24 protein-coding genes are annotated in these 26,775 nt (G+C 59.0%); 3 read left to right on the top strand and 21 right to left on the bottom strand.

The features are described from left to right. Positions 1–113 precede the first annotated feature (113 nt). Positions 114–1,364, top strand: a complete 1,251-nt coding sequence (gene sstT, locus SHEL_RS05175; protein WP_012798196.1) for a serine/threonine transporter SstT — start codon at positions 114–116, stop codon at positions 1,362–1,364. Between the two features lie 353 nt (positions 1,365–1,717). Continuing rightward, complete coding sequence (locus SHEL_RS05165) at positions 1,718–2,134, top strand: flavodoxin domain-containing protein (protein ID WP_012798194.1); 417 nt, start codon at positions 1,718–1,720, stop codon at positions 2,132–2,134. Positions 2,135–2,213: 79 nt separating this feature from the next. Here SHEL_RS05165 and SHEL_RS05160 read toward each other — a convergent pair whose 3' ends face one another. From SHEL_RS05160 to SHEL_RS05145, 5 genes are all read right to left on the bottom strand, one after another. Then, a complete protein-coding gene (locus tag SHEL_RS05160; protein ID WP_012798193.1) occupies positions 2,214–3,743 on the bottom strand; it encodes an AAA family ATPase in 1,530 nt (509 codons plus the stop codon). Positions 3,744–3,789: 46 nt separating this feature from the next. Next, on the bottom strand, positions 3,790–6,501 hold the full coding sequence (locus SHEL_RS05155) for a tetratricopeptide repeat protein (RefSeq protein WP_012798192.1): 2,712 nt from the start codon (positions 6,499–6,501) through the stop codon (positions 3,790–3,792). Positions 6,502–6,642: 141 nt separating this feature from the next. Further along, on the bottom strand, positions 6,643–6,921 hold the full coding sequence (locus SHEL_RS15080; RefSeq protein WP_126513752.1) for a hypothetical protein: 279 nt from the start codon (positions 6,919–6,921) through the stop codon (positions 6,643–6,645). A gap of 133 nt (positions 6,922–7,054) precedes the next feature. Further along, positions 7,055–7,540 (bottom strand): ribonuclease HI, encoded by a 486-nt coding sequence (gene rnhA / locus SHEL_RS05150; protein ID WP_012798190.1) that lies wholly within the window; start codon positions 7,538–7,540, stop codon positions 7,055–7,057. Positions 7,541–7,617: 77 nt separating this feature from the next. Further along, positions 7,618–8,100: a zinc-ribbon domain-containing protein gene (locus tag SHEL_RS05145; RefSeq protein WP_169304503.1), complete on the bottom strand. Its 483-nt coding sequence runs from the start codon at positions 8,098–8,100 to the stop codon at positions 7,618–7,620. Positions 8,101–8,357: 257 nt separating this feature from the next. On the opposite strand from SHEL_RS05145, the gene gdhA reads away from it, so the two are divergent. Beyond that, positions 8,358–9,713, top strand: coding sequence for an NADP-specific glutamate dehydrogenase (gene gdhA, locus SHEL_RS05140; protein ID WP_012798188.1), 1,356 nt, complete (start codon positions 8,358–8,360; stop codon positions 9,711–9,713). Positions 9,714–9,794: 81 nt separating this feature from the next. On the opposite strand, the gene SHEL_RS05135 is transcribed toward gdhA, so the two are convergent. The 16 genes from SHEL_RS05135 to dnaJ all read right to left on the bottom strand — a co-directional run bounded on the left by SHEL_RS05135 (position 9,795) and on the right by dnaJ (position 26,767). Next, positions 9,795–11,180, bottom strand: a complete 1,386-nt coding sequence (locus SHEL_RS05135) for an MATE family efflux transporter (protein ID WP_012798187.1) — start codon at positions 11,178–11,180, stop codon at positions 9,795–9,797. 247 nt (positions 11,181–11,427) lie between these two features. Next, entirely contained in the window at positions 11,428–11,796 is a 369-nt protein-coding gene (locus SHEL_RS05130; protein ID WP_012798186.1) for a VOC family protein, read from the bottom strand. A gap of 97 nt (positions 11,797–11,893) precedes the next feature. Continuing rightward, positions 11,894–12,376, bottom strand: a complete 483-nt coding sequence (locus SHEL_RS05125; protein ID WP_012798185.1) for a GNAT family N-acetyltransferase — start codon at positions 12,374–12,376, stop codon at positions 11,894–11,896. Between the two features lie 90 nt (positions 12,377–12,466). Continuing rightward, positions 12,467–15,349, bottom strand: coding sequence for an excinuclease ABC subunit UvrA (uvrA, locus tag SHEL_RS05120; protein WP_012798184.1), 2,883 nt, complete (start codon positions 15,347–15,349; stop codon positions 12,467–12,469). Between the two features lie 93 nt (positions 15,350–15,442). Beyond that, a complete protein-coding gene (locus SHEL_RS05115) occupies positions 15,443–16,339 on the bottom strand; it encodes a hypothetical protein (protein WP_012798183.1) in 897 nt (298 codons plus the stop codon). Between the two features lie 130 nt (positions 16,340–16,469). Beyond that, positions 16,470–17,411 carry a tyrosine recombinase gene (locus tag SHEL_RS05110; protein WP_012798182.1) on the bottom strand — a complete coding sequence of 314 codons (942 nt, stop codon included), beginning with the start codon at positions 17,409–17,411 and terminating at the stop codon, positions 16,470–16,472. After that, a complete protein-coding gene (trmFO, locus tag SHEL_RS05105) occupies positions 17,404–18,762 on the bottom strand; it encodes a methylenetetrahydrofolate--tRNA-(uracil(54)-C(5))-methyltransferase (FADH(2)-oxidizing) TrmFO (RefSeq protein ID WP_012798181.1) in 1,359 nt (452 codons plus the stop codon). The genes SHEL_RS05110 and trmFO overlap by 8 nt, the downstream gene beginning before the upstream one ends. Positions 18,763–18,806: 44 nt before the next feature. Continuing rightward, on the bottom strand, positions 18,807–19,766 hold the full coding sequence (dprA, locus tag SHEL_RS05100) for a DNA-processing protein DprA (protein ID WP_012798180.1): 960 nt from the start codon (positions 19,764–19,766) through the stop codon (positions 18,807–18,809). A 2-nt stretch (positions 19,767–19,768) separates the two neighbouring features. After that, complete coding sequence (locus SHEL_RS05095; RefSeq protein WP_012798179.1) at positions 19,769–21,262, bottom strand: YifB family Mg chelatase-like AAA ATPase; 1,494 nt, start codon at positions 21,260–21,262, stop codon at positions 19,769–19,771. 1 nt (position 21,263) lies between these two features. Next, positions 21,264–21,767: a YraN family protein gene (locus tag SHEL_RS05090; protein WP_012798178.1), complete on the bottom strand. Its 504-nt coding sequence runs from the start codon at positions 21,765–21,767 to the stop codon at positions 21,264–21,266. A gap of 273 nt (positions 21,768–22,040) precedes the next feature. Next, complete coding sequence (locus SHEL_RS05085) at positions 22,041–22,817, bottom strand: ribonuclease HII (RefSeq protein WP_012798177.1); 777 nt, start codon at positions 22,815–22,817, stop codon at positions 22,041–22,043. Positions 22,818–22,906: 89 nt separating this feature from the next. Beyond that, on the bottom strand, positions 22,907–23,251 hold the full coding sequence (gene rplS, locus SHEL_RS05080) for a 50S ribosomal protein L19 (RefSeq protein ID WP_012798176.1): 345 nt from the start codon (positions 23,249–23,251) through the stop codon (positions 22,907–22,909). 261 nt (positions 23,252–23,512) lie between these two features. Next, a complete protein-coding gene (gene ybeY, locus SHEL_RS05075) occupies positions 23,513–24,004 on the bottom strand; it encodes an rRNA maturation RNase YbeY (protein WP_012798175.1) in 492 nt (163 codons plus the stop codon). 9 nt (positions 24,005–24,013) lie between these two features. After that, the gene (locus tag SHEL_RS05070) at positions 24,014–24,415 is read right to left on the bottom strand and encodes a diacylglycerol kinase family protein (protein WP_012798174.1); all 402 of its coding nucleotides are present in this window, start codon (positions 24,413–24,415) and stop codon (positions 24,014–24,016) included. An 8-nt stretch (positions 24,416–24,423) separates the two neighbouring features. Next, positions 24,424–25,653: a tRNA (N(6)-L-threonylcarbamoyladenosine(37)-C(2))-methylthiotransferase MtaB gene (mtaB, locus tag SHEL_RS05065; RefSeq protein WP_012798173.1), complete on the bottom strand. Its 1,230-nt coding sequence runs from the start codon at positions 25,651–25,653 to the stop codon at positions 24,424–24,426. Continuing rightward, complete coding sequence (gene dnaJ, locus SHEL_RS05060) at positions 25,640–26,767, bottom strand: molecular chaperone DnaJ (protein ID WP_012798172.1); 1,128 nt, start codon at positions 26,765–26,767, stop codon at positions 25,640–25,642. Before dnaJ ends, mtaB begins: the two co-directional genes overlap by 14 nt. Between the last annotated feature and the right edge of the window lie 8 nt (positions 26,768–26,775).

The raw sequence follows: 26,775 nt of genomic DNA, 5'->3' as shown, positions 1-26,775 counted from the left end.
GTAGGAAATATGAAAAACGGGTACAATGGTGAAATCTATAAAACGGCCGATATGGCGAAAGACCGGGATGTTCCTTCGTCATGTCGAGCCCGTCCTGTTTAGGAAGGTACGTTATGAAAGAACTATGGTCCAAATGGATCGGCACGAGTCTGATCGTGCGTATCCTCATCTTCATGGTCGTGGGCCTTATCCTGGCCCTGATCATCCCCGATGTGCCTGTGGTCACGCCGGTCCTCGTTCTGCTGGGCAACCTGTTCGTCGGCGCTTTGAAGGCCGTCGCGCCCATCCTGGTCTTCTTCCTCGTCATCGGCGCCCTGGCCAACGCCAAGACCGCAGGCGGCATGAAGACCGTCATCGTCCTGTACCTGGTCAGCACGTTCGTGGCCTCCCTGGTCGCCGTGCTCGCCAGCTACCTGTTCCCCACCAGCCTCACCCTGCAGGGTGCTGAAGGCGTCGAACAGACCGCGGCCTCCGGCATCGGCGAGGTTCTGACCACCCTGGTCACCAACATGGTCGCCAACCCGGTCAGCTCCCTGGTCAACGCCAACTACATCGGCATCCTCGTGTGGGCCGTCATCATCGGCATCGCCCTGCGCGCCGCTTCTGAAAACACCCGCAGCGTCTTCGGGGACATCGCCACCGCCATCACCACCGTGGTCAAGTGGATCATCAACTTCGCGCCCTTCGGCATCCTCGGCCTGGTCTACAACGCCGTCGCCACTTCGGGCCCCGAAATCTTCACCGAGTACGGACACCTGGTCGCGGTGCTGGTCCTGTGCATGATCTTCATCGCGCTGGTCACCAACCCGCTGATCGTGTTCATCGCCGCCCGCATCAACCCCTATCCGCTGGTGCTGCGCGCTCTGCGCGACTCCGGCATCACGGCGTTCTTCACCCGTAGCTCCGCTGCGAACATCCCGGTCAACCTGGAGCTGTGCCGCAAGATGCATCTGGATGAGAACAACTACTCCGTGTCCATCCCGCTGGGCGCCACCATCAACATGGCAGGCGCTGCCGTCACCATTACCGTGATGGCCATGGCAGCCCACTACACCGTTACTGGCACCCTGCCCGACATCCCTACCGCGGTCATCATGTCCGCCCTGGCAGCCATCTCGGCAGCCGGCGCCTCGGGCGTTCCCGGCGGTTCGCTGATGCTCATCCCGCTGGCTTGCTCGCTGTTCGGCATCGGCAACGACATCGCCATGCAAGTCGTCGCCGTCGGCTTCATCGTCGGCGTTATCCAGGACTCCTGCGAGACCGCACTGAACTCCTCCTCCGACGTGGTGTTCACGGCAACCGCCGAATACCGCACCTGGAAGCAGGAAGGCCGCAAGGTCGACTTCAGCGCTTGGGAGAAGTAGCTTCCCCCACCGTTCACATCCCAACTTGCAAAAGGCGTCGCATCCGCGGCGCCTTTTCTTTCCCCATCATTCGCACACATTGTTAACCGTTTGCAACATTTTTTGAAAATGCCCTTGACCTGACGGCTTGATGCCGTTATAAAGTTGCTCGTGGCTAACATCCACTGGGAAGCACCACAGGACCGATGTCTCTTCCTTCTTTTCCGCGTCAGTCCTGTGGAACTCTTTCCCGGTGCCATGCCCCCTGATGTAACCCACCCGCGAGGCGGGCGGCATGCTGAGCGCTCACCCCCTTGGCGCAGACGATGCCGGCCCGCCCTTTTTTGTGTCCAAACTCGTAAAGGAGAACCAATATGAAAATCGCTGTAGTCTACTGGTCCGGCACCGGCAACACCGAAGCCATGGCGTCTTTGTTCGCCAAGGCCTTCCAAGGCAACGGCAACGACGTCGAGGTCATCCAGTGCTCGGATTTCGACCTCACCCGCATCCCCGACTTCGACGGCTTCGCCTTCGGATGCCCTGCCATGGGTAACGAGGAGCTGGAGGATTCCGAATTCGCCCCCATGTACGACGAAGTCGAGCCGCTGCTGGAAGGCGAGAAGGTCATCCTGTTCGGCTCTTACGACTGGAACGACGGCGAATGGATGGAAATCTGGGGCAAGCGCGCCGAAGACGCCGGCCTGAACGTCCTTGAAACCGTCATCGCCAAGGATTACCCCGACGCCTCCGCCGAGGCCGAAATCGCCCGCGCCGCAGCCCTCATGGCATAGACGCACACCCGTGAACCGACTGAGAAGGGGCCCTTCGTATGAAGGGTCCCTTCTTTCGTATCATGGTTTGATGCAGCACCTAACGCCGCTCGGCATAGTAGCCGCGAATGTTGCGTGGCTGATCATCCTCCACCACGAACGGCAGCGCCTTCTTCGGCTTGGCCGCAGGCGCCGGACGGCGCTCCTTCACGACCACCGTAGGCTCCTTCGCTTCGGCATACAGGTCGTCGACGGTAAGCAGTGTCAGCTCGCCGGTGTCTTCGACATGCGCCTTAAGCTCCCCGGTGAAACCGTCCATGGCGAACACGAACAGGCTGACGGTTTCCACCTGCAGCGCATCGCGCACCTCGTCGACCGACGGGATGTCGGCGCTTCCGGTCTTTCCGTCCTGTACCTGAACGATTGCCGCCACGGCATACGACCCGTCTTCGGAGTATCCCACCAGATCGACATTGGCGTCGGTCTTCCACGCGGGACCTACCTCCCCCACCTCTTTGGACAGAAGGCCCAGGGCGTTCGCCCGTTCAATCCACGCTTTGACCATGGTGGTCAACGGGTCCTTGAGATATGCGTTCATGCGCGGCACGATGCTCGTCCGGTACACGTTCTCGATGTCGCCGAAAGACAGATCGCTCTTGGATGGCACCACATTGGCGTACCAGAAACGAAGGAACGTGGATGCCAGGCGGTATTCGCTCCGGGAGTTGCGGGAGGCATCACCCTGGCGCTTACCGGATGCATCGGGCTTGCGCACCGGCGAGACGCGCTCCACCAGGCCGGCGTCCACGAGGTTCTTCACGTACACGCTCAGCTTGCGTTTCTCCACACCCGTCTGTTCGGAAAGCCCGGAAAACTGGGTGGCGTCCGAAGCCAAAGCCTCAAGAATCGCATTGTACGTCGCCACCTCTCGGAAGTCCTGATGCAGGATGAGCTCAGTCTCGTTTTCAAGCAGGCAACCGCGCTCGAGCACCAGACGTTTGATATTCTCGGACGCATCAACCGACGGATCGACCATGGCGAGGTAATGGGGCGAGCCGTTCAGAACCGCATGCATGAGCGCCTTGTCGGCGGCTTCGTATTTCGGGAAGAACGACTCGGATTCCCAATGGCTCAAAGGACCAAGGCGAACCGACCCGCCGACCAACTCTCCCAACGGACCGTCTTCGGCAAGCACATGCCTCTCGAAAAGCTCGATGCTGTGCCCTGCCAAAACGATAAGCACGTCGGCCTGCGACAGCTGCACCGTAAGCAGGTCCGCCAACCCGTCCAAGAAGGAGGGGTCGGATGCGACGACGGCCCCCAGACCGTCGATGAGAACGACCAGCTTCTGCTCACCATCGTATTGGCCGATGCACTGTGCAAGGGCGTCCTTCCAGGTTTCGACGTTATCAATTTGCGAATTGAAACGTTTCGCGAAATCCCGTGCCTGGCGCTGGGCCACCTGCTCCTGGGCGGCGTAGTACACGCACTTCTTGCCGTAGGAGAACCGCTTCAGCATTTCGCTCACGCCGATATGGCGCGGACCGTAGACGGCGACCAACTGAGGGCCGTCCGCTTCGTAGAAGGTCTCCAGATACTCAAGATCTTGAACACGACCGATAAAAGCCATACGATCACCTCTCTGAATCGGATGACCCTATGGTATCAAATCATGATTAGGGCTGGATGCAGAATGACCGAACCGCCATGGAGAAAGCATCGTCGCGTCTTATGGAGCTGACATGCGCCAGCAGGACGCGCCCCTGTTCGTCATGTCCGTGGTTGATGAATTCCACCGCGCAGTCGAACAGAAAGTCGATGTTCTCCTCCACCTGGTCGATGGGAACGCCTGCCGCACGGAGCAGCTCGTCGTTCTCTTCGAAGGAGCGGCGCCTGATTCCCTTGACCTTCTCGACCAGGTCGCCGTATTCCTTTTCCGCGTAGGCCGTAAACGGTCCTCCGATCTGAATCGCCTTGCGGTAGCAGGCAGCGGCTTCCTCATAATGCTCGGTCTGCAAGAACGCGAAGGCAAGCCAGTACAGGCAGAGCTGATAGTCCTCCAGGCTGCACGTCATCGACAACGCTTTGCAGCACATGTAGCGCGCGTTCTCGAAATCGTTCTCCGCAGCATAGATGCGCGATGCCGTCTTGTAGCCGAGGGTTGACGAAGGTGCCTCGTCGATGGTGATCAGAGCGTGGACGATGGATTCGTCGCTCGCCCCCGCCGACTCCATCAGCATATGGGCGAGGTTGTCGTGCACGTACATGAGGTCGGCAGGGTACGGCTTGACCTTCCTGCCTTTGGCGTCGTCGGCGCAGCGCAGCTCGTACAGGCATCGGTCGGCATGGTCCGTGAACGCACGGTAGCACTCCGTGTCCGTATCCTTGTATGCGTCGAGCGAACGCTCCCGAGCGACGATATCCTCCATGGTGTTGACGGCCTTGATGTCACCGGCACGTGCCATGGCCCGCGCCCGTGTGGCATCGGATTCGAATGAGAAAGGATCGTCAAAAGCCGTTTTGACTTCCAGGTAGGATTCGGGGCCCAGAAGTCCCGTGTCGATCTGCTCGGCAACCTGGCTGCAAAGGGAGCGCGTCAGGGGGTCCGTGCTCGTCTCGATGACGTCGCGTGCATAACGGGCCGCAGCATCGGAATCGCAATCCAGAAGTCGCAGAAGCTCTTCCGCCACATCGGCACGCTGAAGCTTCTCGTCGATGCAGATGTCTCCCAGAGTGCGCGCATGCAGCAACGACTGCAGCCTTGCGGGCAGCTCGGTGGACAGGTCTTCGGCGGGAGCGTCGTAATCGTTGGCGAAGCGAGCGTCGGCGAACGTGGCATACGGCTCGACCTTCGCAAGACGATCCTCGGAATCGAAGGCATAGGCATGGCCGAACAGCTTCAAGAATCCGAAGGGGTTCGCAAAGCCGCCCTTCGCCTGTTCGGCGTATGCCTTTGTGAAGGTAGGCCTGTCGAAGACCACACTTGTCACCACGTCATCGGTGCCGCAGCGGAAGATGTTGACCACGGCGATATCGAACGTGGGCGAACTGGCGAACGCATTGCATCCGTGCACGATGGCCAGATGTGCCGCATACCGGGCTTCGGCCGCGACCTGTTCCTCAAAAGACGTTTTGACAAACCGACCGTCGGCCTCGTCCCAACGCGACTTGGGTAGCGAGCCGATCGAGGGCGATTGGGCGTTCACGACGATGCTCGAGCCGTCTTTGGTGGTTCGGAAGTCGTAGTATGCGCGGTACGGCATGCGCACGTTCTCGGACAGCTCGGCGAACGACAGCCGCCCTGCCCACCGGCTCAGCTTCAGGTCCGGCTTTGTGGGGTCGGCAGCATTGAGCGCTATTCGGTCGATCAGCCACTTGTCCATTTGGGAGCACTGCCCCACCGTCAACGATTCCAGGCTGCCATAGGTGGTCTTGAACTCTTCGGTGGCGCTGTAGTCCTTCAGGATCAGGATGCGGTTGAGCGCACCTTCGATGCCCCACATCTGTTCGCGGTAATGGCGCAGCGACGGATCGGCGAGCCACGTGCCGTTCTCTGTCACTTCCCCGTCCTCCGTCTTGAACACATAGTCAAGATAGAACAAGTCGGCGTGGCGGGAGGTCCGGATGATGCCGCCTTCCAACATTGCGGGCTTGCCGTCCTTCGTCGTTCCAATGAAGTCGATTTCGCTGGCGTCCGCGACGCCTTCTTCGGTCAGCACCTGCAAAGCCCAGGCTTCGAATCCGGTCAGGGCCTCCGGGCCGACAGCTTTCTGACGGAGCGATTCAACGTAACCGCGCACGCCTTCGAACAAGCCGCCTTTCATGATCATCCTGTCGAACAGGTCCGGGTCGAACGGGCCACGGTGGGCGGCAGGAGGTGTCGACGAGGCTTCCTGAGCGACAGAAATCGGCTCGGTTTTCAGCTTGACGAACGACGCCACCACCGCCTCTGTGTAAGTCATCGGGCGCGGCGCATTCGATCCGTACAGGCCGTTTTCGAAATTGAACATGGCCTTGGACGACCCCGTGATGATGAAATGGGCCAGAATGGTCTTCTTGTTGTCCGGCAGAAGCGCTATGACGGCACCCATGCCAGGCTTATCGGTGTAATGGGTCAGCGTGATGCGGGCCTCTTTCGCCGGCGGCATGGTCGTAGGCTCGTCGCAGTCGAAGGCGCGACCGTTCATGTCGGCATATCCGACGATGCGGACCTGCTTCTGATTCTGAGGGTTGCGGATGGCGATATAGCGGTATCCGTTCTGAGGCAGAGGGCAGTTGCCGCCGTACAGGGTCCCCCACTGGCCGCCGTCAGGAGCGAGCGGCGCGCCGTCCACGTACTCGAACCTCGTGAGGAACGGAAGCTTATAGGGGTAATCGGCTGGATTCATAGTCTGCACTTTCGTTAATTCGGTCGTTTGTCGTGTCTATTATATGGGCATCCGGACGGAAGATGCGGTATTGGTGCCAAAACGAAAACGCACACGTCTGAGTGGCGTATGCGTTCTGCGAATGGATGAATGGATTTGCAACTATTCCTCTGAAACCGCCGTGGCGAAACGACCTGCGGTGTTTGTCGGCTCTGAATCGCCGATTTCTTCGACGAGACCGGCCAGGTAGTTTACAAGGAAGTCTGCTTCTTCTTCTGAAAGGACCTTCTCGGTTACATCGCTCGTCTCTGACGGACTCGCTGTGTCGGCCTCGGTCACAAAGCACCTCCTTTTCAATACAGGCAAGGCATGGCGCTGCGGAAACGCATCGCTTCGAAAATACCTTGCTTTAGAAAACGTTCCCAGAAAACGCTTGATCATCAGACATGGAAATCCTACCGCCAAATGATACTCAACGCAGACGAAAACGGCTTTTGAACCGTAAAGGGTCAAAACAAATCGGAAGTGGTAGTCATATGCAGAATCAGAGGCCGAAAGGCCGTTTCAAAAGGCTCTAAACGTCTTCGGAGGTGAAGCCCTCGTCGAGAATCAGACCCGAACCGTCGGCGGCCTCGGTGGCAAGCTGGTCGCACCGTTCGTTCTCAGGATGCCCCGCATGGCCCTTCACCCAATGGAAAGACACCTGATGCGGCGCTTTGGCAGCCAGCAAACGCCGCCAAAGGTCCTGGTTCTTCACGCGTTCCTTTTTTGAGTTCTTCCATCCGCGCTTCAACCAGCCGTCGATCCAGTGGTCGTTGAAAGCCTTCACCACGTATTGCGAGTCAGAATACACATCCACAGAGCAGGGCCGCTTCAGCGCCTCAAGGGCCACGATGACGCCCAAAAGCTCCATGCGGTTGTTGGTCGTGGTCACGAACCCCTGCGAAAGCTCCTTCACATGCAGCTGGCCCTGGGCGTCCGTGTAGTGCAGAACCGACCCGTACCCGCCGGGACCTGGATTGCCGCGCGACGACCCGTCGCTATAAATCTCAACATGCATGTGAAAACCCCTCTACTGAAGCGGCATGGCCGAAGCCATGCCGCGCTACGTTCAGAATCAGGAGTGTACCAAATCGACTATGCCTGCGTTTCGGGATTGTCCACAACCTCGAAATCAACGGTTGCCGCAGGCTGCTGGGGCTGGGCGGGCTGCTGGGGCTCCACAGGCTGCGCGGGCTCCGCCGGCGGCTCGTAGGCGATGGCGGTTCCGCAGTTCGAGCAGAAGTTGACACCTTCGGCCAACGTGGCACCGCAGGTCGGGCAGCTGAGCACCGTTTTCTTCTCGGCAGTGCGGCGTTCGTTCTCGTCGATCTTCGCCTGAATGGCGGCGATTTCCTCATCGATCTTGGCAACGGCCGCGATGAGCTCTTCCCTACCCTGCGCGAACGTCGGCTCCTGCGAGTAGGCCTCGAACATGCTCTCGCCGTAGTCGGCCATGGCTTCGCGGCGACGGCGCTTTGCCTCTGCCAGCTTGAATTTCGCGCCGGCATTGTCGGCCATGCGGCTGGCATCGTCCAGTCCGCGGTTGACGGTTGCGCTCAAGTCTTCAAAGAATCCCATTGTCATCCCCCTTTTCTCGTCGGCAGCTATGCTCGACGTCGCGATGGCGTTTGCTTTCTGCAGCCCCATCATACCAGCGGCTTCTGAACGGTAACCAAGCTGGCGAATAACCGTAATTTTCCGTTTTTTCGCCTTTAAGGGAATTCCGTAACACGTCTGAAACAAAACAACTCTATGTTGGTCTAACGCCAGATTCATTCACGGTCGAACCGACGATTGAATAGTGGGTTTCGACCAGACACGCCCGAGGAGGACACATGACGTACGCAGAGCGCATCATCGAACAGGTGAAGGAGAAGAACGCCAACGAGCCCGAATTCATCCAGGCCGTTACCGAGGTTCTCGAAACCCTCGATCCCGTTCTTGAGAAGCATCCCGAGTATGAGGAGGCCGGCCTGCTCGAGCGCCTGGTCGAGCCTGAGCGCGTCATCCAGTTCCGCGTTCCGTGGGTTGACGACCAGGGCAAGGTCCAGGTCAACCGCGGTTTCCGCGTCGAGTACAACTCCGCCATCGGCCCCTACAAGGGCGGCCTGCGCTTCAACCCCACGGTCTACCTCGGCATGCTGAAGTTCCTGGGCTTCGAACAGGTCTTCAAGAACAGCCTGACCACGCTGCCCATGGGCGGCGGCAAGGGCGGAAGCGACTTCGACCCCAAGGGTAAGTCCAATAACGAAATCATGCACTTCTGCCAGTCCTTCATGACCGAGCTCTCCCGCCATATCGGTCCCGACACCGACGTTCCCGCCGGCGACCTGGGCGTTGGCGGCCGTGAGATCGGCTACATGTTCGGCCAGTACAAGCGTCTGCGCAACGAGTTCACCGGCGTTCTGACCGGCAAGGGCCTGCCCTTCGGCGGCTCCCTGGCCCGCACCGAGGCAACCGGCTACGGCCTGGTTTACTTCACCGACGAATATCTGCGCTGCCACGACGACAGCTTCGAGGGCAAGACCGTTGTGGTCCATGGCTCCGGCAACGTGGCCATCTATGCCATCCAGAAGGCCACCCAGCTCGGTGGCAAGGTTGTGGCCTGCTCCGACACCAAGGGCTGGGTCTACGACGCAGAAGGCATCGACTACAAGATCCTCGAGAACATCTACGCCGCGAAGCGCTCCGGCCATGACAAGGGCGTGAGCCTGGCCATGTACACCGACGAGCGTCCGAACGCCGAATACCATGCCGAAGACGGCCGCGGCGTGTGGGGCGTCCCCTGCGACATCGCCCTGCCCTGCGCTCGCGAGAACACGCTGCATCTGGAAGACGCCCAGAAGCTCGTCGCCAACGGCTGCAAGATTGTCGGCGAAGGCGCCAACATGCCCACCACGCCGGATGCAACCACCTACCTGATGGAGAACGGCGTCGCCTTCTTCCCTGGCAAGGCTGCCAATGCCGGTGGCGTGGCCACCTCCGGTCTGGAGATGTCCCAGAACTCCGAGCGCCTGAGCTGGACCTTCGAAGAGGTCGACAGCAAGCTTCAGGGCATCATGAAGAACATCTACCATGCCGCTGACGATGCTGCCCGCGAATACGGCCTGGAAGGCAACTACGTTGCCGGCGCCAACATCGCAGGCTTCCTGAAGGTCGCCAACGCCATGATGGCTCAGGGCATCGTCTAAGCCCAGACCCATAGATCGTTTCAAGGGCCGGGGTTCTTCCCCGGCCCTTTCTTTATGCGCACGTCAGAGTTGGCACAGCCTCTAAACATGTCCATCAGAGCTGTTGCCGCTTCTTTTAGAGACATCCGCGTCTGTGCGGATGTAACCGTACCGGGGTTCGAGAACCAGGATGCATGTCGTGGTGAGCACAAGTGCCGCAGCCTCCGCCACCACTACCGACACCCATATGCCGTCAGCTCCGAAAAGCGTCGGCAGCAAAAACACGGCGCCGATTTCGAAAATCAACGTCCGAACAAACGAAATGATGGCGCTCACCAGGCCGTTTCCAAGCGCTGTGAACAACGCCGATCCATACATGTTGAAGCCGACAATCAGCAACGACGCCGAATACAGAAGCATCGCGTGCACGGTAAGCTCGGCAAGGCCTTCGCTGTAGCCCACGAACACGAGCGCCAACGGGCGTGCGAACACTCGGGTGGCTATGAACATGGCCACACCGCAGATCGAGACGAACAGCAGGCTCTTACGGAAGAGACTGCGCATCTCTATTCTGTTGTTGGCGCCGTATTGGAAGCTCATCAAAGGAGACGACCCGAAAACGTAGCCCATGAACACGGCGACGAACGCCATGCCCACGTACATGATGACGCCATAGGCCGCCACCCCCGACTCCCCCAGATACACGAGAAGCTGCACGTTGTAGGCCATGGAAACCAACGACATAGCGATGTTTGAGACCATCTCAGACGACCCATTCACACACGCATGCCCCAACATCCTCCAGTCCATGTTCGTGCGACCCAGCCGCAAGAAACTCTTGTTGGGTCGTGCGAAGTAGACGAGCGGGATGATGCCACCCACAGCCTCGCCGGCAATGGTGCCGATTGCAGCACCGACCACACCAAAATCAAGCAGTGCGATAAGAACGGCATCGACCACGATGTTCGTTAATCCGGCGGCAACCGTTACGCCGAACCCCAGCTCAGGCTTACCGGCCGTCACCAATAGCTCCTGGAAGAGGTATTGCAGAACCGTTGCAGGCACGCCCATCACGAGAGGCATGGCGTAAACCATGCATAGATCGAGCATTTCCCCTTGCGCACCCAGCGCCACAAGCAAGGGACGTAGCAACAACACACCCAGCGCAGCGAATGCCGCACCAGCAACGATGGCAGCGTACACCAGCAAGGAAAACTGCCGATTCGCGCGGGCGTCGTCCCCCTCGCCTCGCGTCTTTGCGACGATGGCGCTGCCGCCTGTGCCGAACATGAACCCCAACGTGCCCAGAATCATGGGAATGGGATACGCGAAGTTCACGGCCGCAAGTGCCGTCTGGCCGCACCAGTTCGAGACGAAGAACCCGTCCACCATCACATAGAGCGACATGAACAGCATCATGCCGATGGTGGGAAGAGTAAATCGTATGAGCTGCGGCAACGTGAAATGCCGAGACATGTCAACAGGCATTGATTCCTCCATCTGCGACCAGAGCATCCCTCGTGCCATCCTATTTATGAAGCCCAGCACGTCAACGTCGCCAGCCGATGCCGCATTGGCGCACCGTAAATCATGGGTAAGACGCGACAGAGCCGTCCGACTTGCCAAACCGCCTTGGACCGCAAGCCTCTTTGGAGGCGCCGAAGCACACCCCCATACGTGGCAACAGACCCTGCAGCAACCCTGCGAACTCGTGGCAGCCCGCAATCGGCAGCATCTATTGCTCGGGCAGAATCTCAATCCACTGACCGTCCGGGTCGGTAATGAAATACAGACCCATGCGAGGGTTCTCGCGAACGATGCAGCCCATTTCATCATGCAACGCATGGTATACGTCATAGTCATCCACACGGAATGCAATATGCGTGTCTTTGCCGCCGTTCTCGTATGGCTCCGTATAACCGCGGTTCCACGTGAGTTCGAGCTCAAACGGGGACTCGTCATTCACCATGAAGGTATTGGTCCACGACCCGTCTTCTGGCCCCTTTTCACGCACGACACGAAATCCGAGCGCCTTCTCGTAAAACGCTATCGTTGCCTCTTTGTCGAGCACATGGGTGCAACGATGCACGAACCTTGCTTTCATGAACAACTCCTGTCAGATTCTCTTGGAAACAGCCTTATGCCGCATATCATGCGGGTCTAAGAGCCGTTTTCCGAATCCTCCGCCCACAACGGGTCTTTTACAACTCGTGATAGTACGGGCAGATGTCCTCGTAGCTACCGTCCGGCATGTGGAAGCCTCCCGGAATCGTGCCCAGTTGCTTGAAGCCCAGACTCTCATACAGATGACGGGCGCCCGCATTCGTGGCTACCACGGCGTTGAACTGCAAAATACGGAATCCGCATTCGCGCCCCATCCTCAAAGAGTCAGACACGAGCATTCGCCCGATGCCTTTTCCACGCCGATTCGCACGTACAGCATAGCTTGAATTGGCGATATGACCGCAGCGTCCGACGTTGTTGGGATGCAGAATGTAGAGCCCGAGAACAACCCCGTCTTCCACGGCAACGGCGCAATGCGTCTGCTCGCCGAAGAAAGCGGCCCCTTCTTCTACCGTCAGGCCTTTTTCCTGAGGAAACGAAATGCCTGCATCCACGACTTCGTTCCACACTTCGACCATCCCGGCCACATCTTCTTGCGTATAAGCCCGAACCTCAATCATGCAACCATCGCTTTCCGCGGAAGCCCCCGCCAAAGGGAAATCACCGCATACTGACGGCAGCGTTTGCACGCGCCGAAACCGTCAATCCTCTTACATTCCAAGCACAGACCTCAAGAACCTGCCTGTATGACTGTTTTCGTTGTTGGCGACCTTTTCAGGCGTGCCCTTGGCCACCACAGTACCGCCGCGGTCGCCGCCTTCGGGACCCAAGTCGATAACTCGGTCGGCAGACTTGATCACATCGAGGTTGTGCTCGATTACCAGCATGGTGTTGCCGCAGTCGACCAGGCGTTGAAGCACCTCGAGCAACTGTTTAACATCTTCCATGTGCAAACCGGTCGTGGGCTCGTCCAGCACGTAGATAGTCTTGCCCGACTGACGGCGCTGAAGTTCGCTTGCGAGCTTCACGCGTTGCGCCTCGCCGCCCGAAAGCGTGGTGGCAGGCTGTCCGAGGCGAATGTAGCCGAGACCCACATCATGCAGCGTCTGCAGCTTACGGGACAGGCCGGGAATGTTCTTGAAGAATTCCAAGGCCTCATCCACCGTCATATCGAGCACGTCGTAAACGTTCTTGCCGCGATACGTCACCTGAAGCGTTTCGCGGTTGTAGCGTTTACCACCGCATACTTCGCATGGCACGTATACATCAGGCAGGAAATGCATTTCTATCTTAAGCTGGCCATCACCCTTGCATGCCTCGCACCGGCCGCCGCTCACGTTGAAGCTGAACCGGCCAGGGGCATAGCCGCGGGCCTTCGCCTCGGGCGTCGAGGCGAACAACGCGCGGATGTCATCCCAAAGACCGATGTACGTCGCCGGATTCGACCTGGGCGTACGCCCGATGGGACTCTGGTCGATATCGATAATCTTGTCCAGCTCCTCATAGCCGCTGAGCTTGCGGTACGCGCCCGTGCGCTTATGGGCATGATTAAGACGGTTTGCCAAGGCAGGGGCCAGCGTATCGGTGATAAGCGAGCTCTTGCCGCTTCCAGACACGCCCGTGACCACGGTGAACGTTCCGATTTCGATATCGATCGTCACATTCTTGAGGTTGTTCTCCTTGGCGCCCGCCAGTTTGATGGAGCCGCGTTTCGGATTGCGGCGCTTTTTCGGCACTTCAATAACGCTGTCACGACGCAAATATGCACCTGTAATGCTCTTCTCACATGCGGCAACCTCCTCGGGCGTTCCCGCCGAAACCAGATAACCGCCTTTCTCGCCTGCGCCAGGGCCCATGTCGATGACGTAATCCGCAGAACGGATGGTGTCCTCGTCATGCTCGACGACGATAACCGTGTTGCCCAAATCACGTAGGCGCTCCAACGTGGCGATAAGCCGCTCGTTGTCACGTTGATGCAGTCCGATGGAGGGTTCGTCCAGGATGTAGAGAACCCCCATGAGGCCTGCCCCGATCTGCGTAGCAAGACGGATGCGTTGGGCCTCGCCACCCGATAGGCTGGCCGTTGCGCGCTCAAGGGTGAGGTAGTCCAACCCCACATCCACCAAGAACCGCAGACGAGCTCGAATCTCTTTGACGATGGCCGTGGCGATGACGGCCTCTCGCTCGGAAAGCGCGATTCCGTTGAAGAAGTCAAGGCATTCGACGGCGCTCATCTCACAAACCTGGTCGATGCTCTTGCCGCCGACGGTAACCGCGAGAATCTCGGGTTTCAGGCGCTTTCCACCGCAGGTCGCACAAGGAATGGTGGCAAAGTACTTTCCGTATTTCTCGCGCTGGGCGTCGGACTGGGCATCGCGGTACCTTTGCATGACCGCATCGATGGCGCCCGTCCAATCGATGAACCAATATGTCTCCCTGCCATCCACGGTACGGTAATCGACGCGGACCTTTTCGCCTTTGAGACCGAACAGCAGAGCGTTCTGCGTCTTTTTGGGCAGATCCTCCCAAGGAGTGTCCACGTCTTGTCCCATATGTTTGCACACCGCCGCCAAGACCTGGGGGTAGTAGTTGCCCGACACGAAAGGCGCGATGGCGCCCTGGCTCAAAGACAGCGAGGGGTCGGGAATCATCAGGCTGGGGTCGACCTCTTCCCTGCTGCCGAGGCCAGAGCAGTCCGGACAAGCACCGTAAGGAGCATTGAAGCTGAAATCACGAGGTTGAAGCTCATCCATGGAGTGACCGTGCTCAGGGCACGCCAACGCCAGAGAGTAGAAATGATCGGCGGCAGACATGGTCGAAAAACCAGGGGTGCTCTTCTGTGCATCGGCAGCAGCATCCTCTTCGTCGATGACATGCACGACGACTCGGCCATCCGCAAGCTTGGTTGCTGTTTCAATCGACTCGGCGATACGTCCGATGGCAGAATCCTTCAGCACGATGCGGTCGACGACGACATCGATGGTGTGCTTGAACTTTTTGTCGAGCTTTATAGGCGTGCCGTCAAGTCGCTGGACCTCTCCGTCGATGCGTACACGCGAGAATCCCTCTTTCTGAAGGTCCTCGAAAACTTTCGTGTGCTCGCCCTTACGACCCACGACAACAGGAGCAAGGATGAGGACGCGCTTGCCCTCACCCAGCTCCAAAACCTCGTCGGCAACCTGATCAGTGGTGCGCTTACGAATCTCTCGACCGCACTCAGGACAATGCGGAATGCCGATGCGGGCGTACAGAAGACGCAGGTAGTCGTAGATCTCCGTCGTCGTGCCCACCGTCGACCTGGGATTTCGAGAAGTGGTTTTCTGGTCGATGGCGACAGCGGGCGACAGCCCGTCAATACGATCCAAATCGGGCTTGTCCATCTGGCCCAAGAATTGGCGTGCATACGAAGAAAGGCTTTCCACGTATCGGCGTTGTCCCTCAGCAAAGATGGTATCGAACGCAAGGCTGGACTTTCCGCTTCCGGACAAGCCAGTGATGACCACAAGCTTGTCACGAGGAATGTCCACATCGACGTTTTTTAGATTATGTTCACGGGCTCCGCGAATAACGATGTTCTCGCTTGCCAAAACCATCACACTCCAATTCAAACCTATTCAGCAAATGAGCATTGTACCCCACCAGAACTCACATCTAGGAAGATGCACCCCATGCCGATGGAAGCACCATTATCCGGCAAGGGCCGAGCAGACCACATCGAATGCATCCGGATCAGCGTTCACCCAGGCAAGGGCGCTTGCCAAATCGGCCTGGTTTTCGAACCGCCTCACATCAAAGACGCGCTCCATTATGCCGCTTAATTCCAACACGGCCCGATCGCTGTCGTCATCGAATCGGTAATCCCTGACGACAACGTCATCGGAAACATCGCATTCGGCCGAGGAATCTTCGACCCACCGTTCAGCTGCAGATGAGGCCGACGTCTCATCAATTCCGAACGCCGTCATGTTCCGCAAGACGGACGCAAGCAGAGCCGCCCTTTCGAACCTGCTGCTGCGTACGCCGTACCAGATTCGCGATTCCAGAATGAGATGCCACGGAACCTCCGCAGACGTCACCCCACCAACAGGCACAGAGCAGCAATCCCGCAGGCTCTTCAGGCATTCACCTCCCGCATCGTCAAGATCGCTCGTCTGGGACGCCAACCGCAAGAGAGCACTCACACGGGCAGAACCGAACACCTCGTCGAAGCCGACGTATGCCGACCCGAAACCGCAACGCATGCCGCTTTCGGTGTAACCGAACCGCTCGACAGGCACAAAAACCATACACGGATATGCATGCTGCCCGTCAGAGCTCATGACCGTAGGCAATCCACAGGCCTCATGCTCAGAAACATGGGACCCCCAATCGAGATGCAGCAAACGCACCTTCCGGATGAAATCAGCGATGTCATCCTCTGACAGGTCGGGCAGCGGGCTTTCAGGGACGCACGAAACCCAGCTGTCGTCAGCGACAAGTGGAGATTTTACCGCTCTGACAAGGTATTCCATCTCAGCAAAGGACAGTTCTTCCCGAACTGTAGGAAGATGGTGGAAATACGTGTGGTCTTGATTCTTGAACATGATGCAAGCCTCCTTGACTTCGAAATGGGTGTCCCGCAGATGCACGGTTAGGACGAATCCAGCCAAGGTTTAAGAACGTCTGTTCGTATTATAGTACATATGTTCGCAAAATCAAGCCGAGATGGCAATTTTATCCGCGGGGATGAGCCTGATGGACGGCCTGCTTCAAATGGTCGACCGACAGATGCGTGTAGATCTGCGTCGTCGAAAGGCTCTCGTGACCAAGCATCTCCTGGACGCTTTTCAAGTCCGCTCCCCCTTCGACCAGGTCGGTGGCGAAAGTATGCCGCATGTCGTGGGGCGTATACGATGTGTCGACCCCTGCCATGATCAGGGTGTTCTTGAACATTTTGCGCATAGCGTCCGGACCCATGCGATTTCCCCGGGTCGACACGAAAAAGAACTCGTTGGGCTTTCCCTTCAACAGAACAGGGCGGGCGCGCCACGCATAGGATTTCATGGTTTTAACCGCCATGTCGTGCAGGGGAATAATCCTCTCCTTGCTCCCCTTGCCGAATACCTTCACCTGCTTAGCGTCGAAATCCACATCAGCAAGCATGAGCCCCGAGGCCTCGGATATACGGGCTCCGCAGGCGTACAGGAACTCGAGGATAGCCTGATTGCGCATGTCGGCCGGGTCGTCGCTGTCTTTGTATACCGTGAGAATCCTGCCCATATCGGATGCGGGAATCATTCTGGGGAGTCCTTTGGCGGACTTCGGGCCTTGGATAACGCTTACGGGGTCAGAATCGATGACACCCGTCAGATTCATCCATCTGAACAGCCCTTTTATGGCTGAAAGCCTTCTGTTGATGGTTTTGCGGGAATACTGCGCCTGCGTCAGCTCGCCGAGGTAGCGGCGCACCTGCCTATAGGTGATACGCATGGGATCCACATGGCAGCGCACAGCCCACCTGCCGAAATCAAGCAGGTCGATCCGGTAATTTCGCACAGTATGGGCCGATGCATTCTTGACCTGGGCCATCTCGAGACAATAATCATCGACATGTTTGAGATATACGTCGTCAATGGCGAGGTCGGCTTCGCTCCGGGCAGCATCGACATCAGACATGGACGCGCTCCATCAGCCCCGATTCACGAAGCTTCTCGACGTACGCCTCCATGGCCTGGCCGCCTCGCTGGGCATACTGCTCGTAACGAAGCTTCTTATTCCGCTCATGGTGCTCGAGAGGCGGCAGGATGCCGAAGTTCACGTGCATGGGCTGGTAATCCTCGGTCTGAGGATCTGTTGCGTAGGCAAGCAGCGACCCGAAAGCGGTCGTCTCAGGCATGGCGGGCATCTCGATGCCGTTCAGCAGCGCATATACGTTCAAAGCGCACATCAGGCCCGACATGATGGCCTCGCAATACCCCTCGGTGCCCGAAAGCTGGCCCGCCACGAACACAGGCGCTGGCGTTTCCACCTTCAAACGAAGGGATCGCTCCACCAGGCCCGGCGCCTGGATGAACGTGTTGCGATGCATGACGCCGTATCGCACGAACTCGGCGTTCTCGAGACCCGGAATCATGCTGAAAACGCGCTTCTGCTCGGGAAACGTCAGATTCGTCTGGAATCCTACCAGGTTGTACGCGGTGTTCTGCGCGTTTTCTGCACGAAGCTGCACGGCGGCCCAAGGACGACGACCCGTTGCGGGGTCAGTAAGACCCACAGGTTTGCATGTTCCGAAACGCGGAGCGTCATGCCCTTTGCGGGCGATCTCCTCGATGGGCTGGCATGCTTGGAATAGGTCTTTCGTCTCGAAATCACGTCGGATGACACGGTCGGCCGCCACCAGCTCGTCGATGAACGCATCGTACTGTTCTCGAGTGAACGGTGCGTTCAGATAGTCGCCAGGGGCTTCATCCTCGTACCGGGACTGCCTGAACAGGACGTCCATATTCAAGGAATCCGCCATCACTATGGGAGCGGCTGCATCGTAGAACGCCATGTTCTCGCTGCCCGTTTTCTCAGAGACCCACGCAGCCAACGCATCGGAAGTCAAAGGACCGCTGGCCAGCACCACAGCGTCTGCGCCGTCGGTAAAATCAGGTTCGGCGACCTCCCCCACCACGTATTCGATAAGCGGATGGTTGCGCACGGCCTCGGTCGTCAAACGGGAGAACTCATCCCTGTCGACCGCCAAAGCCCCGCCAGCATCGACTTTGGAATCGTAGGCGAACCCTATCAGATTGCTTCCAAGAGCCTTCAGCTCCGACTTCAGCATGCCGGCGGCGCTTTGCGGTTTCATGCTTTTCAACGAGTTCGAGCACACGAGCTCGGCACACCCATCCGTCTTATGGACAGGCGTTTTGACCTGGGGGCGCATCTCGAAAAGACGCACATGCACGCCGCGCTGCGCCAATTGGAGGGCGGCTTCGCTGCCGGCAAGACCGGCGCCGATGATGTCAACTGTTTTATTCATGTCACGAGCATACCACAGCACCGTGCCCTGATTGACCCCGCCTGTCAACGCGGCCCGAAACGTCCATCAGGATACCGTTCGACCACCCCTCTGGCCTCGAGTTCAGCGATGGCTTTCACGATACCTTGAGGACCTTGCCCGACGCCTTCCGAACACTTCTCGATGATTTCATCCATACGCATGGGGTTCGCCTCCAAGGACCTGAACACCTCCAGCGACAGGCCTTCGAGCTTGCGCGTCGCAACCGAGCTCGCTGCCGACACGTTGCCGAACAGCGGCAGATGGGCCTGCTGCCCCACATCCGGAAGATAATGCGGAAACAGCGACTGCAGCAGCATGTCGAAGGTCTCCTCGTCCACCACAGGGGTCGCACCCTGATGCAGCAGGCGGTTGGCCCCCTTGGATGTGGCCGAGAAGATGGACCCGGGAACCACCAGGACATCCTTGTTCGCCGACAACGCCTCATCGGCCGTAGAGAACGTACCGCTGGGAAGCCCCGCCTCCACAATCAAGGTAGCCTTCGCCAACCCTGCAATGAGCCGATTGCGCGTTCTGAAGGTGTAGGGTTTGGGATGAAACGTCCAAGGATGTTCGGACACGACCGCCCCTCCGGCATCGACCACCTGCTGGAACAGGTCGAAGTTCTCAACCGGATAGGGCATGTCGCAGCCTCCGCCCAGAAAGCAGACGGTGGTTCCGCCCGCCTCGAGGGCCGCCCGATGCGCCGCAGCGTCACACCCCTTGGCTCCTCCGGAGACGACCACCACGCCATGGCGGGCGGCCATGCCGGCGAACAGCGAAGCCGCGTTTTTTCCATAAGGCGTGGCCTTTCGGGCGCCGACCACCGCCAATCCTTCACGCAAAGCGCCTGGATCACCCACCACGTACAGCTCTTTAGGCGGATGCGGGATACTCTGCAAAGCGGCAGGAAACCCCTCTTCGCCCAAAGACAGCTTGCTTCGCGGGCCCGTAAGCCGTCGAACCTGAACAACTGCCGACGCCATAGTCACGCCCCCTTTCTCATGCGGAACCCCAAAGCTTCCAGGATATGCTCGTCGGACACCGTTTCGCTTTCCTCCAAATCGGCTATGGTGCGCGCCACGGCAAGCACACGGGAGATGCCACGCCCTGACATGTGGTGGGTCTTGGCCGACAGCTCCAACAGCGACCGGCAGGCAGGTGTCATACGGCACGACGCAACCAGCTCTTGCACGTTGCGGGTGCGTTCTGCATCCCCTAAATGCTCGTGGCGCCATGACGAAAACGATCGGGCGGTCATCACGCCCTCCCGCAGACGGGCGGACGTCAGCTCCTCCGAGCTGCTGCTGAGAATGGTTCCAGGATCGGTGCGCCACACATCCACATGCATATCTATGCGGTCCAGCAAAGGTCCGCCTATCCTGTTTTGATATCGTCTGACTGCCTGCTCACTGCAGGAACAGGGCTTCTCAGGGTCGCCGTAATAGCCGCACGGACACGGGTTCGAAGCCGCCACCAGCATGAACTCTGCAGGCATATCCACATTGCCATGGACGCGCGTGACCGAGATGGACCCGGCCTCCATGGGTTGGCGCAGCGCCTGCAACGACGCCGGCTTGAATTCGGCGATCTCATCCAGAAAGAGTACCCCTTTGTGGGCAAGCGATATCTCGCCAGGCCGCACAGGACTTCCCCCTCCCACAAGTCCCGCCATGCTCGTCGAGTGATGCGGTTTTCTGAAGGGCCTCATACCGGCAAGAATCCCGTCGACCGGCTCCCCGGCCACCGAGTGGATGGCGGCCGCCTCCAAGGCTTCCGACTCGCTTAGAGGTGGAAGGATGGAAGGCATGGCGCGGGCCAGCATGGTCTTGCCTGAGCCGGGAGGGCCCATGAGCAGAATGCCGTGCTCTCCTGCCGATGCGATCTGCATCGCGCGCTTGGCTGCCGCATGACCGTGGATCTCCGAGAAGTCCAAGAGTGGAGGCGCCTGACCAGGCTCCTTGAAATGAGCGGGCAGCAAATCGCATAAGCGCATCTCGCCCAAGGATTTTATCTGGCGCTGGTCCAAGCCCTCCAGGGGCACGGCGTCTTCGGCATCTGCCGGCACCGCGAATTTCAGCCCCAGATGACGGGCCAGCAGCGCACAGGGCAGCGTGCCGGGCACAGGACGGACCTTCCCTCCCAAAGACAGCTCACCCACCAGGAGAAACGAGCTCATGACCCGCGGATCCACCTGCCCTGTGGCTCCGAGAATCGCACATGCGATGGGCAGGTCGAACCCTGCCCCGGTTTTTCGGATGGATCCGGGTGCCAGGTTGATGACGATCTTGTCTCCAGGCATGGTGAAGCCGCTTGCCTTGATTGCGGATTTCACCCGTTCCTGCGATTCGCGTACAGCGGCGTCGGGCATTCCGACTATGGAGATGCCCGGCAGGCCGCTCATGACCACAACCTCCACGTGCACAGGAATGGCCTCGACGCCCACCAGCGCGGCGGACTGCACCGAACAGCGGCGCTGCATGCTAATCCCCCTGCCCGAACGCGTTGACGATATGTCTGACCAGGGCTCGGTAGTTGTCCATCACCAACAAGGCTATCGTGTCGAACCTCAATGCGGTATCGGGACCCGTGTACTGGGACAGGTAGTACGCCGCAATCTTCTCGTACCGCGCCCGCTTGGCACGACCGATTGCCTCTTCAGGAAGGCCGTTTTCCACCCCTCGTCTGGTTTTGACCTCGACGAACACCAGCGTCCCGTTCTCATCGATCGCGATGATGTCCGCTTCTCCCGCCGGGCATTTCCAATTCCGCTCAAGAATCTCGTAGCCCTTGTAATCCAGCAGCATGCAAGCGCAGGCCTCTCCCCTGCGTCCCAGCTCTTTGGGATCCATCTCGCGCGAAAGCCGATAGGGACCGAAGGGTTCGTCGTTTCCGAACGACTCCTCATCAACCTCTTCGGTCACCACATGGCGCGGCTCGACCTCTGCAGGCTCGTCCGGGTTCTTCCCGTATACCATGTTGTCCATTATGCATCCTCCATTTCTAAACATTGCGTTTGCAGAGCGTGCACACCACGGTACCGAAGAAACCTTGCCAAACTGTATGTAAAACCTGAGCTGGGATTATGTAAAACCTGAACCGAATCTGAGCTGCGTCTGAACTGACGTTCTAACCAAGTCTGACGCAAGCCTTGCCTCGGTCTGAACCCAGCCTTGATTCCTCCCTTCACAACAGAAATCAGGCCCGAAAACTCTATTCGAGCCTGATTCCCTGGTGATCGTATTTCAAATAGGAACGTATCAGAACAACGATTCCTGAGCCCACGCATGGCAGAAACTCGCCCTATGGACAGGGGTGAGGCCGTACGTGCGGATGGCTTCGATATGGTCGGCCGAGCCGTACCCCTTGTTGGAGTCGAACCCGTACTGCGGGTACTCCTTGGCATATTCGCACATGAGCGCATCCCGCTCGACCTTCGCGATAATGGATGCCGCAGCAATCGGGGCGCACTTCGCATCGCCTTTGATGATGTTTCGCTCTCGGGGATCGATATGCAACGGGTTGCCGTCCAGAAGCACGGCGGCCACGCCAGACAACTGCTCGTCTATCGCGGCGATGGCCTGCCCAAACGCAGTCCTCAAGCAGGCGGACATGCCGTAAGCGTCTATGTCGTGAGGTTCGATGAATTCGATATCCCAGGCCAATGCGCAGGCCTTGATGCTTTCAGCCATGCGGGTGCGGGCAGCAGGCGCCACCTGCTTGGAATCGTTCAGCCCTTCGATCCGGGGTGCGTCTGGCAGAACGACAGCGGCGACCGTCAAGGGGCCGGCGACAGGTCCCCGCCCCACTTCGTCAAGACCCATGGCCAATCCGCCCCCGGCCAGAGCAGACGCCGTCGCATACATGCTTTCAAGCCGCAGAGCCTCTGCGGCTTGAGCATCGAGACGCTTTCGGGCTGCAGCCAGCGCCGACTTCACCCCTTTGCGCTCATCGGCCACCAAAGCGCGCGACAGCACCTCGTACTGCTCTTCATCGGCGTTCTGCAACGCCTTGCGAATCTCGGCCACGGTACGCATGGCCCCACCTTTCATCTGGACGGACCCTTGAGGCCCCATACGAAGAAAGACCGCCGAAGCGGTCTTTCGAACATACACGCGGAAGCGATTTAGTTGGAACGCTTCTCCTTGATCTTGGCAGCCTTGCCCACCTTGTTGCGCAGGTAGTAGAGCTTTGCACGACGGACGGAACCCTGACGCACAACCTCGATCTTGTCGATCTTGGGAGAATACAGGGGGAAGACGCGCTCGACACCGATGCCGAAGCTGATCTTACGAACGGTAAAGGTCTTGCGGCTGGATTCACCCTTCTTGCTGATGACCACACCCTGGAAGACCTGGATACGCTCGTTCTTGCCTTCGACGATGCGATAGTGAACCTTGACCGTGTCGCCGACGTTGAAGTCGGTGACTTCTTTGATCTGCTGCTGCTCGAGTGCGCGGATGATATCCATGTTCGTTTCCTTCTATAACCTCATTTGCATACTGCAAGTAAACTGCTAAAGACGCGATTTGATAGTATACCCTAAACCGGCAAGCAGGTGCAACATTTTTTCGATGTGTGTAGCCCTTGTGACGGAATCGACGTCCTGCCCCATCAGCCGACAATCCTCTACAGAAGCCGCCGTTTTACGAAGCCCGCTCATTATACGGACCTTCAAGCCCTGATGAAACGCAGCATCCTTAAAAACCGCGACGGTTTCACATTCGCGGCATCATCGGATGCCTGGCAGCCCGTAGCCCGCCAGCAGCTCGCGTTCGCGGGCCTCCATCTCTTCGGCCTCCTCGTCACTATGGACATGGTCCCAGCCGTTGAGGTGCAGAAGCCCGTGCACCAGCAACACATGGAGCTCCTCGGAAGGCGTGGTGTGGAACTGCGCCGTCTGGGCGTTGGCCACATCGGTGGCGATGATGATATCCCCCAGCAAAAACGGCTCGTCATCAGGCACGCCCGCATCCTCGTAGGCATCGCCATCGTCAAACTCGTCGTCGTAACCGTCGCATTCGAAGGACAGCACGTCAGTGGGCTTGTCTATGCCCCGGTACTCGAGGTTCAGCCGCTGAATCTCCTCGTCATCCACGAAGGTGATGCTGACCTCGGTGTTTTCGGGACACCCCTCCTGGGTCAGCACGTATTCGGCCAGACGTTCCACATCGACCTGCGAGACCAGGTCTTCGCCATGCAGCACATCAACGATGATATTCATATATAAGCCCTAACCTTGCAGCAGCTCGATAAGCGCGGGAATCCAAACGAACAGGCCTACGACGACCGATATCATGGCGGCTATCAGGGGTGCTGCAGCTCCGCAGTCCTTGGCGCGTTTGGCCAGAGGATGGATGTCGGGGCTGGCCAGGTCGACGGCTGCCTCGATGGCCGTGTTGACGCATTCGAGGGAAAGCACCGCCCCGATGCACAGGATGACCGCGAGCCAGCCGTGCGCATCGACCCGCAACACTCCGCACACGACCAGGGCGAACACAGCGAATGCCAGGTCGATCTTGAAATTGCGCTCCTGGGCGGCAACCTTCAGCCCCGCAAAAGCATAGCCGAACGACTTCAGCAGGTTGTTGTTGCTCTTGAGCTGCCGGCCCTCATGTTCAACCTGGTCGACCATCTTGCCTCCTAGAAGATATAGGGAACCAAATCGCCTACCTGCGATTGTACAGGCGCTGCAACCGAATGATAGCTCTCGGTTGTGGCAATTCCGTCGGTCTCCACCAACGCCAACTCGCACGTCCCTTTGCGACGGGCCAGATCCTGTGCGCACAGTTCATGTTCGATCGCATCCAGCTTTGCAGCCCGCTCGGCTTTCACCTCGGGCGATATCTGGTCTGACCTCAATGCGGCAGGGGTACCCGCACGCATGGAGTACCTGAAGATGTGCATCTTGGAAAACCGGCAGGCCCGCGCTACATCGCAGGTGTCTTGGAAGTCCCGTTCCGTCTCGCCGGGAAAACCCACGATGACGTCCGTGGACAGCGACAGGCTCGGCACCGCTTCATACATACGGTCCACCAACCCCATGAAATCCTGAGCCGTATAGGGCCGCGCCATCTCCTTGAGAACCTTCGTCGAACCCGACTGGAGAGGCAGGTGCAGATGTCGGCAGATGCGTCCGTCGGAGGCGGCCATCAATCCGATGAAGTCATCCGAGAGGGTATGCGGCTCGACCGAGGACAAGCGGAACCGCGTATTCGGCGCCGCTTCGAGCAGGCCGTCCAGCAGACGGACCAGATCGGCATCCTCCGTCCGGTAAGCTCCCAGATTGATGCCGGTCAGAACGATTTCCCGCACACCTCGGCGCGCATATTCGCCGGCTTCGGCAACCACATCTTTATAAGGACGAGACCACGCACGGCCTCGGGCCACATGCACGATGCAGAACGTGCAGGCGTTGTTGCAGCCGTCTTGGACCTTGATGCCCACGCGGGTCGGGAAATCCTCCCCCATGCGGAACTCGTCGCCGAACAGCGACCCCACCGCTCCGCCTTCGGCCACGGCGACGGGGCTTTCGCCCGACACGGCATGAGACACGTACGCAGCCATAGACCCCTTGGGAACCACGACTACGCGGCTGTCCATGTTGCCGTAAGTATCCGGGTCGATGGCGGCGGCGCACCCGGTAACCACCACGGTGCCCGATGCGTTTTCACGCAGCACGCGACGCACGGCCTTGCGGGTCTTCTTTTCCGCTTCGCCTGTGACAGTGCAGGTATTGACGATGACGAGGTCGGCGTCTTCCACGGGGACCGATTCGCCGCCATGGGCGACGAGCGATGCCGCGAAAGAATCGCTTTCAACCCGGTTGACCCTGCAACCCAGGTTGACGACATGGAACCTAGTTGAAGGCATCGCGCAGCTTCTGCAACGGCGAGCGCGGCGCGGCTACTTCCTCGCCGAACTCGCGGGCGACGTTCTCAAGCATCTCGCGCTGCTTTTTGGACACCTTCTTGGGGATGACCACGCCCACATGCACCAGCATGTCGCCGCGGGCATCACTGCGCAAGCGAGGCATGCCCATGTTGCGCACGCGGATGACCTGGTCGTTCTGGCAGCCTTCAGGGATATGAACCTTGACCTTCTCATCAGGCATGATACCGTCGATTTCGATGTCAGCACCCAGGATGGCCTGAATAAAGCTGATGTTGGCACGCGCGTGCAGGTTGTCCCCTTCACGTTCGAAGAACTCATGAGGTTTGATGCGGCACGTGACGATAAGGTCGCCGGGGCGAGCGCCGTGCATGCCCGCTTCGCCGAATCCGCCCACGCGCAGCTGCTGGCCCTCGCGGATGCCGGCAGGCACCTCCACGGTGACATGCTGGCGGTCGGGAATACGGCCCTGGCCTTCACACTCCTCACAAGGATGGTCGATGACCTGGCCGGTGCCGCCACAGGTGGTACAGGTGGATGCAGTCTGCATGTCACCCAGGAACGTGCGCTGGACCGTAACCACGCGGCCACGGCCGTGGCAGTCGGGGCATTCGACCTCGTGTCCGCCCTCGCCCATGCCGGAGCCCCCGCAGGTATCGCAGGGTGCCAGACGATCGTACACAATCTCTTTCTTGGCGCCCGTGGCGACTTCCTCAAGCGTAAGGCGCAGACCAACACCCATGTCGCGGCCTTCGCGTCGCACAGACGCCTGGCCGCCAGCTGCAGCGCCGCCGAAGAAGCTCGAGAACAAATCCCCCATGCCGAACAGGTCGTCAAGGTCCATGTACTGGTATCCGCCGCCTGCGCTTCCGCCCGCAGCACCCGGAATGGTGCCGAAACGATCGTACTGGGCGCGCTTCGAGGGGTCGGAAAGCACGTCGTATGCCTCGTTAAGCTCCTTGAACTTCTCTTCGGCATCGGGCTCTTTGTTGACGTCGGGATGCAGCGTTCGGGCCTTCTTGCGGAACGCTTTCTTGATCTCGTCATCTGTGGCGTTCTTGGAAACGCCTAGAACCTCATACAAATCCTGAGCCATGAAGCGAG

This window comes from Slackia heliotrinireducens DSM 20476 (genome assembly GCF_000023885.1).
Taxonomy (GTDB): domain Bacteria; phylum Actinomycetota; class Coriobacteriia; order Coriobacteriales; family Eggerthellaceae; genus Slackia; species Slackia heliotrinireducens.
Note: the sequence above shows the minus strand (reverse complement) of the source record. Positions and strands in the feature narration are given on the sequence as shown.